Source organism: Streptomyces sp. NPDC048270 (assembly GCF_040652335.1).
Classification (GTDB): domain Bacteria; phylum Actinomycetota; class Actinomycetes; order Streptomycetales; family Streptomycetaceae; genus Streptomyces.
Map to the genome: position 1 here is coordinate 351,717 of NZ_JBEZLV010000004.1, position 16,264 is coordinate 367,980.

Annotated in this window: 10 protein-coding genes; 5 read left to right on the forward strand and 5 right to left on the reverse strand. The window is 71.5% G+C overall.

Translation table 11 applies throughout. The features are described 5' to 3' along the window. Window positions 1–38 precede the first annotated feature (38 nt). Window positions 39–2,297, forward strand: a complete 2,259-nt coding sequence (locus AB0D66_RS06635) for a bifunctional glycosyltransferase family 2 protein/CDP-glycerol:glycerophosphate glycerophosphotransferase (RefSeq protein WP_362297568.1) — start codon at window positions 39–41, stop codon at window positions 2,295–2,297. A 24-nt stretch (window positions 2,298–2,321) separates the two neighbouring features. On the opposite strand, the gene AB0D66_RS06640 is transcribed toward AB0D66_RS06635, so the two are convergent. Next, window positions 2,322–2,957: a TetR/AcrR family transcriptional regulator gene (locus AB0D66_RS06640; protein WP_362297571.1), complete on the reverse strand. Its 636-nt coding sequence runs from the start codon at window positions 2,955–2,957 to the stop codon at window positions 2,322–2,324. 134 nt (window positions 2,958–3,091) lie between these two features. Between AB0D66_RS06640 and AB0D66_RS06645 the strand changes: the two genes are divergently transcribed. Beyond that, window positions 3,092–3,991, forward strand: coding sequence for an ABC transporter permease (locus tag AB0D66_RS06645; RefSeq protein WP_362297574.1), 900 nt, complete (start codon window positions 3,092–3,094; stop codon window positions 3,989–3,991). Next, entirely contained in the window at window positions 3,984–4,799 is an 816-nt protein-coding gene (locus tag AB0D66_RS06650; RefSeq protein ID WP_362297577.1) for an ABC transporter ATP-binding protein, read from the forward strand. The genes AB0D66_RS06645 and AB0D66_RS06650 overlap by 8 nt, the downstream gene beginning before the upstream one ends. Window positions 4,800–5,034: 235 nt before the next feature. Here the strand turns inward: AB0D66_RS06650 and AB0D66_RS06655 are convergent, their stop codons facing one another. The 3 genes from AB0D66_RS06655 to AB0D66_RS06665 all read right to left on the reverse strand — a co-directional run bounded on the left by AB0D66_RS06655 (window position 5,035) and on the right by AB0D66_RS06665 (window position 11,521). After that, complete coding sequence (locus AB0D66_RS06655; RefSeq protein WP_362297580.1) at window positions 5,035–10,002, reverse strand: NAD-glutamate dehydrogenase; 4,968 nt, start codon at window positions 10,000–10,002, stop codon at window positions 5,035–5,037. Window positions 10,003–10,358: 356 nt separating this feature from the next. Continuing rightward, a complete protein-coding gene (locus AB0D66_RS06660) occupies window positions 10,359–11,024 on the reverse strand; it encodes an HAD hydrolase-like protein (protein ID WP_362297583.1) in 666 nt (221 codons plus the stop codon). After that, window positions 11,021–11,521 carry a hypothetical protein gene (locus AB0D66_RS06665; RefSeq protein WP_362297586.1) on the reverse strand — a complete coding sequence of 167 codons (501 nt, stop codon included), beginning with the start codon at window positions 11,519–11,521 and terminating at the stop codon, window positions 11,021–11,023. Before AB0D66_RS06665 ends, AB0D66_RS06660 begins: the two co-directional genes overlap by 4 nt. 376 nt (window positions 11,522–11,897) lie before the next feature. Between AB0D66_RS06665 and AB0D66_RS06670 the strand changes: the two genes are divergently transcribed. Beyond that, window positions 11,898–12,332: an Rv3235 family protein gene (locus tag AB0D66_RS06670; RefSeq protein ID WP_362297667.1), complete on the forward strand. Its 435-nt coding sequence runs from the start codon at window positions 11,898–11,900 to the stop codon at window positions 12,330–12,332. Window positions 12,333–12,637: 305 nt separating this feature from the next. Here AB0D66_RS06670 and secA read toward each other — a convergent pair whose 3' ends face one another. Next, window positions 12,638–15,436 (reverse strand): preprotein translocase subunit SecA, encoded by a 2,799-nt coding sequence (gene secA, locus AB0D66_RS06675; RefSeq protein WP_362297589.1) that lies wholly within the window; start codon window positions 15,434–15,436, stop codon window positions 12,638–12,640. Window positions 15,437–15,676: 240 nt separating this feature from the next. Here secA and AB0D66_RS06680 point away from each other — a divergent pair, with 240 nt between their 5' ends. Beyond that, window positions 15,677–16,261 (forward strand): GNAT family N-acetyltransferase, encoded by a 585-nt coding sequence (locus tag AB0D66_RS06680; protein WP_362297592.1) that lies wholly within the window; start codon window positions 15,677–15,679, stop codon window positions 16,259–16,261. The last annotated feature ends 3 nt before the right edge of the window (window positions 16,262–16,264 follow it).

A 16,264-nucleotide genomic window follows, 5' to 3' on the forward strand; every position in this document is an offset into this window, starting at 1 on the left:
GGGGGAGCAATATGCCCGCGCCGACCCCTGGATGTGCCGTGCCCCGGTTCAGCGTCATCGTGCCCGCGTACAAGGTCCAGGCGTACCTCCAGGAGAGTCTGGACTCGGTCCTGACGCAGTCGTGCCCGGATCTGGAACTGATCGCGGTCGACGACGCCTCCCCGGACGCCTGCGGCTCGATCATCGACGAGTACGCGGCCCGGGACCCGCGGGTGACCGCCGTGCACCTGGCGCACAACCTCGGCCTGGGCCCTGCCCGCAACGCGGGTCTGGCCCGGGCCACCGGCGACTACCTGGTCTTCCTCGACGGCGACGACACCCTGGCCCCCGGCGCGCTCCAGGCCATCACCGACCGGCTGAAGGACACCGGCTCGCCCGACGTGCTGGTCTACGACTACGCGCGCACCTTCTGGACCGGCGAGCTCGTGCGCAACCGCCTCTCGCACCGGCTGTCCGAGGAGGGGCCGGCCAGCTTCCGCCTCGCCGACCGGCCCGCGCTGCTCGGCATGCTGATGGTGGTGTGGAACAAGGCGTACCGCCGCGAGTACGTGGAGCGCGAGGGCTTCGAGTTCCCGCCCGGCTTCTACGAGGACACCCCCTGGACCTACCCGGCGCTGCTGGCCGCGGAGTCAATCGCCGTCCTGGACCGGGTCTGCGTCCACTACCGCCAGCGCCGCACCGGCTCGATCCTGACCACCTCCACCCGCCGCCACCTCGACATCTTCGACCAGTACGACCGGGTCTTCGGCTACCTCGCCGGTCGCCCCGAGCTGGAGCGCTGGCGCCCCGCCGTGCACCGGCGGATGGCCGAGCACTTCTGCGCCCTGTACGCCGACCCGCGCCGCCTCCCGCGCGCGAGCCGGGCCGAGTTCTTCGGCCGGGCGTCGGCCCTGCTGCGCCGCTACCGGGCGCCGGGGGCGCAGGCGCTGTCCCTGTCCAGGACCGACCGGATCCGCCACCTGCTGATGCGGCTGGGCACCCGGCGCACGTACCGGCTACTGTCGGTCCTGCGCTCGGGCGGGCTGGCGGCGGGCCGCGGCGCCTCGGCCCTCTCGCGCGGCCTGCGCGAAAGCGCCCTGCGGCTGCACTACCGCACCCAGCGCCTGCTCCCCCTGCGCCCGGAGCTCGCGGTCTTCTCCGCGTACTGGCACGGCGGTTACGCCTGCAACCCGGCGGCGATCGAGGCGAAGCTGCGGGAGCTGGCGCCCGCCATGCGCACGGCCTGGATCTGCGACCCGCGGCACGCCGCGACCCTCCCCCGCGAGACGGCCCTGCTGCGCCCGGGCTCGGCGGCGTACTGGACGGCCCTGGCCAGGGCCGCGTACCTGGTCACCAACGTCAACTGCGAGCGGGCCCTGGTCAAGCGCCCTGGCCAGGTCGTGGTCCAGACCCAGCACGGGACCCCGCTCAAGCGGGTCGGGCTCGACCTCCAGGACCGGCCGGCGGCCACCCCGACCACGGACTTCGCGGGGCTGCTGCGCGGCGCCGACCAGTGGGACTACCTGCTCTCGGCGAACCGGCACTCGACCCTGGTGTGGGAGAAGGCCGTCCCCTCCTCGTACACCACCCTCGAGTACGGCTACCCGCGCAACGACGTCTTCCACCGGGCCACCCAGGCCGACGTCCTGGAGCTGCGCGAACGCCTCGGCATCCCGGCGGGCTCGACGGCGATCCTGTACGCGCCGACCCATCGCGACTACCGGCGCAGCCGGCCGGACCACCTGGACTTCGAGCGGGTGCTGCGCGACCTCGGGCCGCGCTTCACGATCCTGGCCCGCACCCACCTCACGTACGCGGACGCCCACTCCCCCGCGGACGCCCACCCCCGCCTGCTGGACGTCTCCTCGCACCCCTCGGTGGAGGAACTCTGCCTCGCCTCCGACGCGCTGGTCACGGACTACTCGTCCCTGATGTTCGACTACGCGGCGCTGGACCGGCCGATCGTGATCCACGCGGACGACTGGGAGGCGTACGAGGCGGCCCGGGGCACCTACTTCGACCTGCGCGCGTGCCCGCCGGGCGCGATCGCCCGGACCGAGGACGAGCTGGTGGACATCTTCGCCACCGGCCACTGGCAGGGCTCCCGCTCGGCCCAGCTCCGCGCGGCCTTCCGGGCGCGCTTCTGCCAGTACGACGACGGCCACGCGGCGGAGCGCGTGGTGCGCCGGATCTTCCTGGGCCAGCCCACCCCGATCCCGGCGGTCACCCCCCTGCCGGACCGCCGCCCCGCCCCCGCGGCCCCCGCCCCGACGCCGGCCCCGTCGGCGGAACCGACCCTGGCGCACGTCTGGCCGTGACCGCCCTGAGGGCGTGCGGTGCGCTCAGGCGGCGCCGGGGCCCGCCTTCAGGCCCGCCACCACCTGGTGGGCCAGGGTGTCGAGGTGGGCGGCGGTCACCGCGTCGCGGACGACCACCTGGCGCCAGTAGAGGGGGCCGATCAGCAGGTCGAGGGCGTGCTCCGGGCCGATGCCCCCGGGGAGTTCCCCGCGGTCGACGGCGTCGCCGACGATGCCCTGCGCCATGCGGTGCTGGCCGTCGAGCAGGGCCCCGCGGACCGCTTCGGCGATCTCCGGGTTGCGGGCCGCCTCGACCAGCAGGTCGGGGATCACCGCCGAGGCCACGGGGTGCCGCAGTACGTGTGACATGACCTCCAGCAGGGCCCGTACGTCCCCGTACAGCGAGCCCGTCGCCGGCACCGGCAGGCCGTCCGCCGCGAAGGCGCCGACCAGGTCCAGCACCAGGTGCAGCTTGGACTTCCAGCGCCGGTAGACCGCGGTCTTCCCGACGCCCGCCCGCCGCGCGATGCCCTCGATGGACATCCGGGAGAAGCCGACCGCGGCCAGCTCCTCCACCACCGCCTCCCTGATCGCCTCGGTCACGTCCTCGCGCAGGACGGCGGCCCCGGCGGGGGCGCGGCGGGCGGGGGCGGCGACGGTGTCGGCAGGATCCGTGGTCATGCACAGAGCATAGCCGCGCCCACGACACGACGATACGGTTGCGTTCCGTCGCGCAACGCCCTAGCCTCGCCGTAGCGACGATACGGCCCCGTCCCATCGTCGCCGACGCCCCGACCCCGGCGAAAGCGACCCCTGTGACCACCGCGACCGCACCCCCGACCGCCGCCGCGACCCCCGCGGAACTGGCGGCCGCCCACGGCCTGACCCTCAGCGGCGCCCGCCCCTCCCTCCCCCGCTACATCGCGGAGCTCTGGGACCGGCGCCACTTCGTGACCGCGTACGCCACGGCCCGCATGCAGGCCACCTACAGCACGGAGAAGCTGGGCCAGGTCTGGCACCTGGTGACCCCGCTGCTCAACGCGGCGGTCTACTACTTCATCTTCGGCGTGGTCATGCGCGCCAGCCACCACGTGCCCGACTACGTGCCGTTCCTGATCACCGGCGTCTTCGTCTGGGACTTCATCGGCAGCTCCGTCAACGCCGGCACCCGATCCGTCCACAGCAACATCGGCCTGGTGCGCGCCCTGCACTTCCCCCGCGCGAGCCTGCCGATCTCCACCGTCGTCCAGCTCTTCCAGCAGCTGCTGGTCACCATGGGCGCCCTGGTCATCCTGCTGCTCGCCTTCGGCCAGACACCGAGCCCGTCCTGGCTCGTGGCCCTGCCGACGCTGCTGCTGATGGCCGTCTTCGCCGCCGGCTGCGCCCTGCTCATGGCCCGCATCGGCAGCAAGAGCCCCGACGTCAGCCAGCTGATGCCCTTCGTCCTGCGCACCTGGATGTACTCGTCGGGCGTCATGTGGTCCATCGACCAGATGCTCAAGACCGACCACCTGCCCCACTGGGTGCTCATGATCCTCAAGCTCAACCCGGCGGCCGTCTACATCGACCTGATGCGCTTCTCCTTCATCGACAGCTTCACGTCGCAGTCCCTCCCCCACCACGTCTGGCCGGTCGCCATCGGCTGGGCCCTGCTCGCCGGCGTCGGCGGGTTCGTCTACTTCTGGAAGGCCGAGGAGGAGTACGGCCGTGGCTGACACCGCATCGGACACCGCATCGAACACCGCAGCGCAGACCGGTGAGACCCGCGTCCCCACCGTGATCGCGGACGAGGTCCACGTCGTCTACAAGGTCCAGGGCGCCGGCGCCCGCAAGGGCGGCGCCACGGCGGCCCTCAGCCGGATCTTCACCCGGGGGCCCGCCCCCGGCCTCCGCGAGGTGCACGCCGTCAAGGGCGTCAGCTTCACCGCGTACAAGGGCGAGGCCATCGGCCTCATCGGCTCCAACGGTTCGGGCAAGTCCACCCTGCTCAAGGCCATCGCCGGACTCCAGCCGGTGGCGCGGGGCGCGGTCTACTCACACGGCCAGCCCTCGCTCCTCGGGGTGAACGCCGCGCTGATGAACGACCTGACCGGCGAGCGCAACGTCGTGCTCGGCGGCCTCGCGATGGGCATGACCCGCGAACAGATCAAGGAGCGCTACCAGGACATCGTCGACTTCTCCGGCATCAACGAGAAGGGCGACTTCATCTCCCTGCCCATGCGCACGTACTCCTCCGGCATGGGCGCCCGGCTGCGGTTCTCCATCGCCGCCGCCAAGGACCACGACGTCCTGATGATCGACGAGGCCCTCGCCACCGGCGACGCCGCCTTCCAGCGGCGCAGCCAGGACCGCATCGAGGAACTGCGCGAACGCGCCGGCACCGTCTTCCTCGTCAGCCACGGCATCAACACGGTCCGCGAGACCTGCGACCGCGCGATCTGGCTGGAAGCGGGCGTCCTGCGCATGGACGGCCCCTCCGACGAGGTCTGCGCCGCCTACGAGGCCTTCACGAAATCCCGCTGACCCACTCCAGCCCCGGCCGCGCCGCATCCAGCCCCGCCGGGGCTCCCCTCCGGCGCCCTGCGGAGGCTTCCCGCGCCCCCGACGCCGTTCCCGCCCCGGCCGGGCCACATCCAGCCCCGCCGGCGTTTGAGGCGCGGGGGCCCGGGGGCGGAGCCCCCGCAACGGCGCCGCACCCGCACACGAACGGGCCGGGCCCGGGACCGCGAAGGTCCCGGGCCCGGCCCGCCGAGAAGGCCTAGCTGTGCGCGCGCAGCAGCGACCGCATCGTCCGCATCGCCACCGACAGGTTCGCCAGGTCGAAGTCGTCCGAGCCGCGGATCTCGTCCAGGGTCGTCCGCGCACGGCCGATGATCGCCGCGTTCTTCTCCTCCCAGGCCTTGAACCGCTCCTCGGGGGTCGAGCTGCCGTCGCCCACCGACAGCACATCGGCGGTCAGGGCCGCGTGCGCCGCGAACAGGTCCTCGCGGATGGAGGCGCGGGCCATCGACTGCCAGCGGTCGGACCGCGGCAGCTCGATGATCCGGTCCATCAGCTGGGTGATGTCCAGGCGGTCGGCGAGGTCGTAGTACACCTCGGCGACGTCCAGCGGAGCCACCCCGGTGCGGTCCGCGATCGCGACGACGTCCAGCGTCGGGAAGGCGGAGGAGAAGCCGGCCACCTTGGCCGCCAGTTCCTCCGGCACGCCCTCGCCGACCAGCTCGTCCATGATCGACTGGTACCACTCGAGGTCGGCGCCGCGCACCAGCTTCGGCAGCTCGGCCCAGACGTGCCCGACCCGCTCGCTGAAGAACTCGATGGTCTCGGTGATCTGGAGCGGCTGCGGCCGGTTGTTCAGCAGCCAGCGCGTGCCGCGCTCGACCAGGCGCCGCGAGTGCAGCCGGATCCGGGTCTGGACACTGGCCGCGACCTTGTTGTCGAGGGCCTCGACCGCGTCCCACACATCGGCCAGGCCGAAGATCTCGCGGGCCGCGAGCTGCGCCCGGACGATCTCCTCCGTGGAGGCCCCGGTCTCCTCGCGCAGGCGGTGCAGGAAGGTCGAACCACCGGTGTTGACGGTGTCGTTGACCAGCAGCGTGGTGATGATCTCCCGGCGCAGCGCGTGCCCGTCGATCTGCTCGGGGAACTTCTCGCGCAGGGCGGCCGGGAAGTACGCGAAGAGCAGGCGGCGCAGGTACGGGTCGTCCGGCAGCACGGTGTGGATGAGCTCGTCCGCCAGCGTGATCTTGGTGTAGGCGAAGAGGACGGCCAGCTCCGGCTGGGTCAGGCCCCGGCCGTTGGCGAGCAGTTCGCGGATCTGCCGGTCGGTGGGCAGGAACTCCAGCTCGCGGTTGAGCAGCCCCGCGCGCTCCAGGCGGCGCATGAAGCGCTGCTGCGCGTGGAGCAGGCTGGGGGCCTGCGCCGCGCCGTTGGCGAGCGCCGTGTTCTGCGCGTAGTTGTTGCGCAGCACCAGCGTGCCGACCTCGTCGGTCATCTCGGCGAGCAGCTTGTTGCGCTGCTTGACGGTCATGTCGCCGTCCGCCACGACCGCGTTGAGCAGGATCTTGATGTTCACCTCGTGGTCGGAGGTGTCCACGCCGGCGCTGTTGTCGATGGCGTCGGTGTTGACCTTGCCGCCCTCGCCGCCCGCGCCGATACGGGCGAACTCGATGCGGCCGAGCTGGGTCAGGCCCAGGTTGCCGCCCTCGCCGATGACCTTGGCCCGTACGTCGGAGCCGTTGACGCGGATGGCGTCGTTGGCCTTGTCGCCGACGTCCGCGTGCGTCTCGGACGTGGCCTTGACGTACGTACCGATGCCGCCGTTCCACACCAGGTCCACGGGGGACCTGAGGATCGCCTGCATCAGCTCGGCCGGGGTCATCTTGGTGACGCCGGCCTCGATGCCGAGGGCCGCGCGGACCTGCGCGGTGATCGGTACGGCCTTCGCCGAGCGCGGGTGGATGCCGCCGCCCGCCGAGATCAGCGAGGTGTCGTAGTCGGCCCACGAGGAACGCGGCAGGTCGAACAGGCGCCGGCGCTCGGCGTACGAGGTGGCCGCGTCCGGGCTCGGGTCGAGGAAGATGTGCCGGTGGTCGAACGCGGCCACCAGGCGGATGTGCTCCGAGAGCAGCATGCCGTTGCCGAAGACGTCGCCGGACATGTCGCCGACGCCGACGACCGTGAAGTCCTGGGTCTGGGTGTCGTGGCCGAGCTCGCGGAAGTGCCGCTTGACGGACTCCCAGGCGCCGCGGGCCGTGATGCCCATGCCCTTGTGGTCGTAACCGGCCGAGCCGCCCGAGGCGAAGGCGTCGCCGAGCCAGAAGTTGTACTTGTGGGCGACCTCGTTGGCGATGTCGGAGAACGTCGCGGTGCCCTTGTCGGCGGCGACGACGAGGTAGGTGTCGTCCTCGTCGTGGCGCACCACGTCCTGCGGGGGCACGACCTCGCCCGCGACCAGGTTGTCGGTGATGTCGAGCAGCGCCGAGATGAAGGTGCGGTAGCAGGCGATGCCCTCGGCGAGCCAGGCGTCGCGGTCCACGGAGGGGTCCGGGAGCTGCTTGGCGACGAAGCCGCCCTTGGCGCCGACCGGCACGATCACGGTGTTCTTGACCATCTGCGCCTTGACCAGGCCGAGGATCTCCGTACGGAAGTCCTCACGCCGGTCGGACCAGCGCAGGCCGCCGCGCGCGACCTTGCCGAAGCGCAGGTGCACGCCCTCGACGCGCGGCGAGTACACCCAGATCTCGTAGGCCGGGCGGGGCGCCGGCAGGTCGGGGATGGCCTGCGGGTCGAACTTCATGGACACGTAGTCGTGCCACTCGAAGCCCTTCGCCTCCTGGAAGAAGTTGGTCCGCAGGGTGGCCTTGATGAGGGTGAGGAAGGCCCGCAGGATCCGGTCCTCGTCGAGCGAGGCGACCTGGTCCAGGGCCCCGTCCAGCTCCTCCAGCATGGCGTCCACGAGCTCGCTGCCGGCGGCCTGGCGGCTGGGCGACAGCCGCGCCTCGAAGAGGGAGACCAGCAGCCGGGTGGTGTGGACGTTGTTGCGGAGGGTGTCCTCCATGTAGTCCTGGCTGAAGGTGGAGCCCGCCTGGCGCAGGTACTTGGCGTACGCGCGCAGGACGACGGCCTGCCGCCAGGTCAGCCCGGCGCTCAGCACCAGGGTGTTGAAGTTGTCGTTCTCCGCCTGGCCGGTCCAGACGGCCGCGAAGGCCTCCTGGAAGCGCTCGCGGGCGTCGTCGCCGAGGTACGCGTCGCCGTTGGCGCCGACGGCGGGCATCCGCAGGCCGAAGTCGTAGATCCAGGCGCTGACCCGGTCGGAACGGCGCAGCTCGTACGGCCGCTCGTCGGTGACCTCGACGCCCAGGCGCTGGAGCACGGGCAGGACCGCGGAGAGCGAGACCTGCTCGCCGGTGCGGTAGATCTTGAACCGGCGCTCGCCGGGGCCGGCGCCGACGGGCTCGTACAGCGAGAGCGCGAAGGGCAGGTCGCTGGCGGAGAGCCGCTCCAGGTGGCAGAGGTCGGCGACGGCCGCGCGCGGCGAGTGGTCGGCCTTGTAGCCCTCGGGGAAGGAGTTGGCGTACTTGCGCAGCAGTTCGGCGGCGCGCTCCTCGCCGAGTTCGGCGACCAGGGCCTCGGAGAAGCCGTCGGCCCAGGAGCGGGCGGCCTCGACGAGGCGGCCCTCGATGCGCTCGACGTCGGCGTCGGTGAGGACCGGCAGTTCCTTGCCCTGCGGGACGCGGACGACGAAGTGGATGCGGGAGAGGATCGACTCGGTGTTCCAGGCGGTGAAGTCGACGCTGATGCCGTCGAGCTCCTCCTTGAGGATGTCCATCAGCCGCAGCCGGACGCCGGTGGTGAACCGGTCGCGCGGCAGGTAGACGAGCGCGGAGTAGTAGCGCCCGTACTCGTCCTGGCGCAGGTACAGCCGCAGCCGGCGGCGCTCCTGGAGGTACAGGACGGAGGTGACGATCTCGCGGAGCTTGTCGACCGGGGTCTGGAACAGCTCGTCGCGCGGGTAGGTCTCCAGGATCTGCGTCAGGTCGCGGCCGTCGTGGCTGGACGGCGAGAAGCCGGCGGCCTCGAGGACCTCGCTGACCTTGCGGCGGATGACCGGGACGCGGCGCACGGACTCGGTGTACGCGGCGGAGGAGAACAGGCCGAGGAAGCGGCGCTCGCCGACCACGTTGCCCTCGGCGTCGAACTTCTTGACGCCCACGTAGTCGAGGTACGAGGGGCGGTGCACGGTGGAGCGGCTGTTGGCCTTGGTCAGCACCAGCAGGCGGTGCTCGCGGGCCTTGGCGCGGGCGTCGGCGGGCAGCCGGTTGAAGGACGGCGAGACGGGGTGGCCGTCGTCCTTGCCGCTGTGGTGCGGGTCGGAGCGCAGGATGCCGAGGCCGGTGCCGGGGACGGCCGCGAGGGAGTCGCCGTCGACCAGGTTGTACTCGCGGTAGCCGAGGAAGGTGAAGTGGTCGTCGGCGAGCCAGCGCAGCAGCTCGCGGGCCTCTTCGAGCTCGTACTCGCGCAGGTCCGGGGCGGTGGGCTCGTCGGGCAGGCCGTCGGCGATGCGCAGCGCCGCGTCGCGCATCTTCTCCCAGTCCTCGACGGACTCGCGCACGTCGGACAGGACGCGCAGCAGATCGCCGGTGATCTGCTTCAGGTCGGCGCGGTCGGTCTCGCGGTCGATCTCGACGTGGATCCAGGACTCGACGAGGGAGTCGTGGGGGCGCGCGGTCCTGGGGCCGTGCGCGTCGCAGTCGGGGCCGAGGATCTCGATCAGCTTGCCGGTGACGTCACGGCGGACGACGACCTGCGGGTGGATCACGACGTGGATGCCGCGGCCCTGGCGGGACAGCTCGTTGGTGACGGAGTCCACCAGGAAGGGCATGTCGTCCGTGACGACCTCGACGACGGAGTGGCTGGAGGTCCAGCCGTTCTCCTCCACGGTCGGGGTGTTCACGCGCACGTTCGCGGTGCCCTGCGGCCGCTTCTCCGCGAGCCGGTAGTGCGAGAGCGCCGCCCCGAACACGTCGACCGGGTCCCGGTCCAAGAGGTCCTCGGGGGCGGTGTGCAGGTAGTAGCGCTGGAGGTAGGCGAGCACTGTGTCCCGGTCGGGACGCTCCCCCTGCTCGGACCCAGTCGGAAGTAGCCCCCCGGCCGGGCTGTTCTCAGCTACCCGGGCCGCCCGCGCGAGCAGCTCGGCCTTTGCTTCGTCCAGCTTGGTCTGCATGTCCTCTGGCTCCTGTCGCGCGCCATTGCGTGACGTAGGTGAAGGAAGTGGCATTGCACCGCGAAGCGGGGTGTCCGTTCGGGATCGGCGCCGCGCCGTGGAGAGAGCCGACCGGGAGGGAATTGGCCATAGGCCCCACGTCCCGGCAGCGGGGACCAGCGAGGGCCCGGGCACGGTGGTGCCACGGGCGCAGGCCGGAGGCTTCGGTGCCCCCGATGACTATCGCGCTGATCACGGGTACCAGGCTATCTCCACCCACCCCGCACACGTCATGGATGTGTACAAAACTTGAGGTTGAACTTTGACGTTCTGGACAGCGACGGCGAGGAGGCCCGGGCGCGGCGCCGCGACGGTCGCTATTCGGCCATTTCCCGAGCTGTGCGGACGGCCTCCGCCAGGGAGTCGACGACGGGCACACCGGCCGATTCCAGGCTGGTGCGGCTGTGCGAGCCGCCCGTGTAGAGCACGGCCCGGGCGCCGATGTGGGCCGCGGCGAGCGCGTCGTCCACGGCGTCTCCGATGAGGACCGTACCCGCGGCCGTCACGCCCGTCCCGTCCAGAGCGGCCATGTGCCGTACGAGATGCCCCGCCTTGCTGGTGTGGGAAGGCCCGGTCCGCCCGTCGACGCGCAGGAAGTGCCGCTCGATGCCGTAGAAGCGGACCAGCGGCACGAGCTTCTCGTGGGGTGCGAGGGACAGCAGGGACTGCGTGAGCCCGTCGCCCTGCCAGTCCCGGAGCAGCTCGCGGGCACCCTCGGCGAGCGCGGCGCCCTCGGCGGCGGCCCAGTAGTGCCGGTGGAAGGTGTCGTCCATGAGCAGCCACTCGTCCTCGGTGGGCAGCCGCCCCATGAGGCGCTCGTAGAACTTGGGTACCGGTACGACGTACAGGTCGCGGTAGGTCTCGAGGGTGATCGGGGCGAAACCGAGCTCCGCGAAGGAGGCGTTGGTCGCGGCTATGACGGCGTCGATGTCGTGGAGGAGGGTGCCATTCCAATCCCAGACAATATGGGTCGAAGGGGTCATTTCAGCAGCCCCGGAATCTCCTGCACCCCGAACCACAGCAGCTCATGGTCCTCGGCGCCGTCCACGGTGAACTGCGCGTCGCCGTCCCCGCCGTCGGCGGCCGGGAGGGCCCGGGCGGCGGCCGCCACGGCCTCCTCGGCGTCATCGGCGTCGACGTGCACGGCGGCGGCCGCGGAGAGCCGTACCGCCTCGGCGAGGACGACCTGGCCGAGGGCGGCCTCGTCCACGCCGGGGGCGGCGGTGGCGGCCTTGTCGGGGACGTCCAGGGCGAGGACGACCCGCCGGGGCGGAGCGGCCGGGTCGGCGGCGATCAGCCGGAGGGAGGCGGCCGCGGCGCGGCTCAGGGCCGCGTACTCCAGCTCCTCGATGTCGTCCGACACGTACCACTCGCGCAGCCCGGGGGTGACGGCGTACGCCCGCAGCGGACCGGGGGCCAGCCCACCCGCTTCGTGCACCTCGGCGAGCCCGGGGAGGGTCAAAGGAACATACGCGCGCATGGGGCTGCCTTCGGTAGTCGGAAACGCCCCCAGGATACGACCGCACCCCAGGCCACCGGGAGCACCAGGGCCCCGCCGCCGCCCCCGCGCCCCTCGGCGACGGCCGGGATCGCGCCGCCCTCCGGGTGACGGCCCGTCCCCCTTCGGGGTGCGGGGCCACGACCCTCCCGCGTCCACCCCGGTCCCGGACGGCGCACCACCGGGGCCCGGGAAGCCCCCGGCGCCACTCGGATAGGTGAAGCGGCGCCGGACCGGGACCGCGTGACGGGCCGCTTGCGGACCATGTTCGGCCCGCCATAAGAAACTCCCATCAAGTTACCGCCCGGTATCAGCCGGGCCCGGCCTGTTCGGGGGCAGATCGCGAATGGACACCACGATGCGCGGCACGATCGGCGGCGAGGCGGCCCGCCGCCGGACCGGCGGCCAGTCCCGGACCCGCCCCGCCGGGCGGCGCGACACGCGGCGCCCGGCAGCCCCGGAGCGGGCCCTGCGGCTCGGCCCGCACCACTGGTTCGCCGACCGCCTCCTCGCGGTCGTCAGCGGCCTGCGGCCGGTCCACTCGCTCCTCGGCCACACGGTCGGCCCCGCCTACGAGCAGCTGGTCACCCTGGCCCCCGCGGAGCACCTCCGCGACCGCCTGCGGCCCGTCGTCCGCCAGTGCGGCCGCTTCACCCCGGGCCCGGGCGTCATCGAGGCCTTCGCCCGCATCGCCACGGGCGACCGCATGACGGCCATGGCCTTCCGCCTGGAACAGGGCCCGGACCTGCGCTGGCGCTGCGCAGCAGTGGAACTCGAAGGCCCCCGCCCATGACCCCGCCACCACGTACGGCACAGGGCCCAAGTTCAGCCCCGCCACCAAGCTCAGCCCCGCCGGCGTTTGAGGCGCGGGGCCCAAGCTCAGCCCCACCACCACGTACGGCACAGGGCCCAAGTTCAGCCCCGCCGGCGTTTGAGGCGCGGGGCCCGGGGCAGAGCCCCGCAACGGCGCCGCACCGCCTCACCCACCGGCACCACCCACCCACCGCCCCCAACACCGGCACCCGCGCGCACGCGCAACGGCCGGGGCCGGACACCCCTAGGTGCCCGGCCCCGGCCGTGTACGCCGCCCCGCAGGGGCTACTTCTTACGGCGACGCCCGCCGGAGGCCTTCGCGGCCTTCCGCCGCTCCGCCCGCGTCATCCCGTCACCGTCACCGTCACCCGCGGCGCCCTCGGACTCGAAGTCGCCCTCGACCACACCGCCCTCACCATCGACGGTCGGCGCCGAGAAGTGCAGCCGGTCCGGCCGCTGCGGAGCGTCCAGCCCCTTCGCCCGGATCTCCGGACGGGCCGGCTCCTTCGTCAGCGACGGCGCCGCGTCCTGCACCGGGACCTCCTCGACCTGCTGCTCGACCTGGACCTCCAGGTTGAACAGGTAGCCGACGGACTCCTCCTTGATGCCGTCCTGCATGGCGTTGAACATGTCGAAGCCCTCGCGCTGGTACTCGACCAGCGGGTCCTTCTGGGCCATCGCCCGCAGGCCGATGCCCTCCTGCAGGTAGTCCATCTCGTACAGGTGCTCGCGCCACTTGCGGTCCAGCACCGACAGCACCACGCGCCGCTCCAGCTCGCGCATGATGTCGGAGCCCAGCGCCTTCTCGCGCGCCTCGTACTGCTCGTGGATGTCGTCCTTGATGGACTCCGCGATGAACTCGGCGGTGATGCCCGCCCGGTCGCCCGCGGCCTCCTCGAGCTCGTCGATGGTGACCTTCACCGGGTAGAGCTGCTTGAAGGCGCCCCACAGGCGCTCCAGGTCCCACTCCTCGGCGAAGCCCTCGACCGTCTCGGCCGCGATGTACGCGTCGATCGTGTCGTCCATCATGAAGCGGACCTGCTCCTGGAGGTCCTCGCCCTCCAGGACGCGGCGGCGCTCGCCGTAGATGACCTCGCGCTGACTGTTGAGGACCTCGTCGTACTTCAGGACGTTCTTGCGCGTCTCGAAGTTCTGGGTCTCGACCTGCGACTGGGCCGACGCGATCGCGCGGGTCACCATCTTGTTCTCGATCGGCACGTCGTCCGGCACGTTGGCCATCGCCATGACGCGCTCGACCATCTGCGCCTTGAACAGGCGCATCAGGTCGTCGCCGAGCGAGAGGTAGAAGCGGGACTCGCCCGGGTCGCCCTGTCGGCCGGAGCGGCCGCGCAGCTGGTTGTCGATACGGCGCGACTCGTGCCGCTCGGTGCCCAGCACATACAGCCCGCCGAGGTCCTTGACTTCCTCGAACTCGGCCTTCACGGCCGCCTCGGCCCGGGTGAGCGCCGCGGGAAGGGCGTGCGCCCACTCCTCGATGTGCTCCTCCGGGTCCAGGCCCTGCTGGCGCAGCTCGGCCTCGGCGAGGTCGTCCGGGTTGCCGCCGAGCTTGATGTCGGTACCGCGGCCGGCCATGTTCGTGGCGACGGTGACGGCGCCCCGGCGGCCGGCCTGGGCGACGATCGTCGCCTCGCGGTCGTGCTGCTTGGCGTTGAGCACCTCGTGCGGGATGCCGCGCTTGGAGAGCTGCTGCGAGAGGTACTCGGACTTCTCGACCGACGTCGTGCCGACGAGGATCGGCTGGCCCTTCTCGTGCTTCTCCGCGATGTCGTCGACGACGGCGGCGAACTTCGCGACCTCGGTCCGGTAGATCAGGTCCGGCTGGTCCTTGCGGACCATGTCGCGGTTGGTCGGGATCGGGACGACACCGAGCTTGTAGATCTGGTGGAACTCGGCGGCCTCGGTCATGGCCGTACCGGTCATGCCCGACAGCTTCGAGTAGAGGCGGAAGAAGTTCTGCAGGGTGATCGTGGCGAGGGTCTGGTTCTCGTCCTTGATGTCCACCCCTTCCTTCGCCTCGATCGCCTGGTGCATGCCCTCGTTGTAGCGGCGGCCGGCGAGGATACGGCCGGTGTGCTCGTCGACGATCATGACTTCGCCGTCGATGACGACGTAGTCCTTGTCGTTCTTGAAGAGCTCCTTGGCCTTGATCGCGTTGTTGAGGTAACCGACGAGCGGGGTGTTCACCGACTCGTAGAGGTTCTCGATGCCGAGCCAGTCCTCGACCTTCGCCACACCCGTCTCGTGGATGGCGACGGTGCGCTTCTTCTCGTCGACCTCGTAGTCGCCGGTCTCCTCGATGCCCTTCAGCGGCTGGCCGGCCTCGCCCTTGGTCAGGCGGGTCACCAGCTTCGCGAAGTCGCCGTACCACTTCGTGGCCTGGTCGGCCGGGCCGGAGATGATCAGCGGGGTGCGGGCCTCGTCGACGAGGATCGAGTCGACCTCGTCGACCACGGCGAAGTTGTGGCCGCGCTGGACCAGCTCGTCCTTCGACCACGCCATGTTGTCGCGCAGGTAGTCGAAGCCGAACTCGTTGTTCGTGCCGTAGGTGATGTCGCAGTTGTACTGCTCGCGGCGCTGCGCCGGCGACATGTTCGCCAGGATGCAGCCGACCTCCAGGCCGAGGAACTTGTGCACCCGGCCCATCAGCTCGGAGTCGCGCTCGGCGAGGTAGTCGTTCACCGTGATCAGGTGGACGCCCTTGCCGGACAGCGCGTTCAGGTACGCGGGCAGGGTGCCGACGAGGGTCTTGCCCTCACCGGTCTTCATCTCGGCCACGTAGCCGAGGTGCAGCGCCGCGCCGCCCATGATCTGGACGTCGTAGTGCCGCTGGCCGAGGACGCGCTTGGCGGCCTCGCGCGTGGTCGCGAAGGCCTCGGGCAGCAGGTCGTCCAGGCTCTCGCCGTCCTGGAACCGCTGCCTGTACTCGTCCGTGAGCGCCCGCAACTCGGCGTCGGAGAGGTTGACGAAGTCCTCTTCGATGGAGTTGACCTGGTCCGCGATGCGGTGCAGTTTGCGCAGGATCTTGCCTTCGCCTGCACGCATGAGCTTGTTGAAGACGGACACCGAGGTTTGTCTCCTTGCCGGTCGGGCCTGGGCACTGTTCGTACACGGGCACGGCAGGTGGACCCCACCGCAACGGCCATCGTAAGCGAGGACGTGGTCGCGTCGGGAGGTCCGCCGTAGCCGCGAGGGCGTGGGCGCCCGGATTGAGAACGTACGGGGGGCGCGGAAGGTGCCGCTGTTCCCGCCCGCGGTTATGAAAAAGAGTTCGCCCGACACCCGTCCGGGCACCAGAATCCGTCCATGGATCACACGACGCTGAAGACGGACCGGCTGGAATTGCGGCCTTTCGCCCCCTCTGACGAGGACGAGGTGTACGCGGCCTGCCAGGACCCCGACATCCAGCGCTGGACGCTGGTCCCCTCCCCCTACGCGCGGGAGCACGCCCACGGCTTCGTGAACGAGGTCGTGCCGGACGGCTGGCGCGAGGACACCGCGTACGCCTTCGCCGTGCGCCTGGCGGGCGGCGGCCCGCTGGTCGCCGCCGTCGGCGTCCACGTGCACGGGACCGACTCCCATGAGATCGGCTACTGGGCGGTCAAGGAGCACCGCGGGCAGGGCTACGTGACCGAGGCCGTGGCGGCCGCGGCCCGCTGGGCCTTCACCGAGGTCGGCGCCGTACGCCTGGAGTGGCGCGCCGAGGCCGGCAACACCGGCTCCCGGGCCGTCGCGGAGAAGGTCGGCTTCCGCTTCGAGGGCGTCCTGCGGGCGGGCGTCCTGCGCAACGGGACCGCGCGCGACTGCTGGATCGGCTCCCTGCTCCCCTCCGACCTGGGCCTGAACCCCGCGCTGCCGTACCTGCCCGGCGATGTCAGTGGTGCGTCCTAGGCT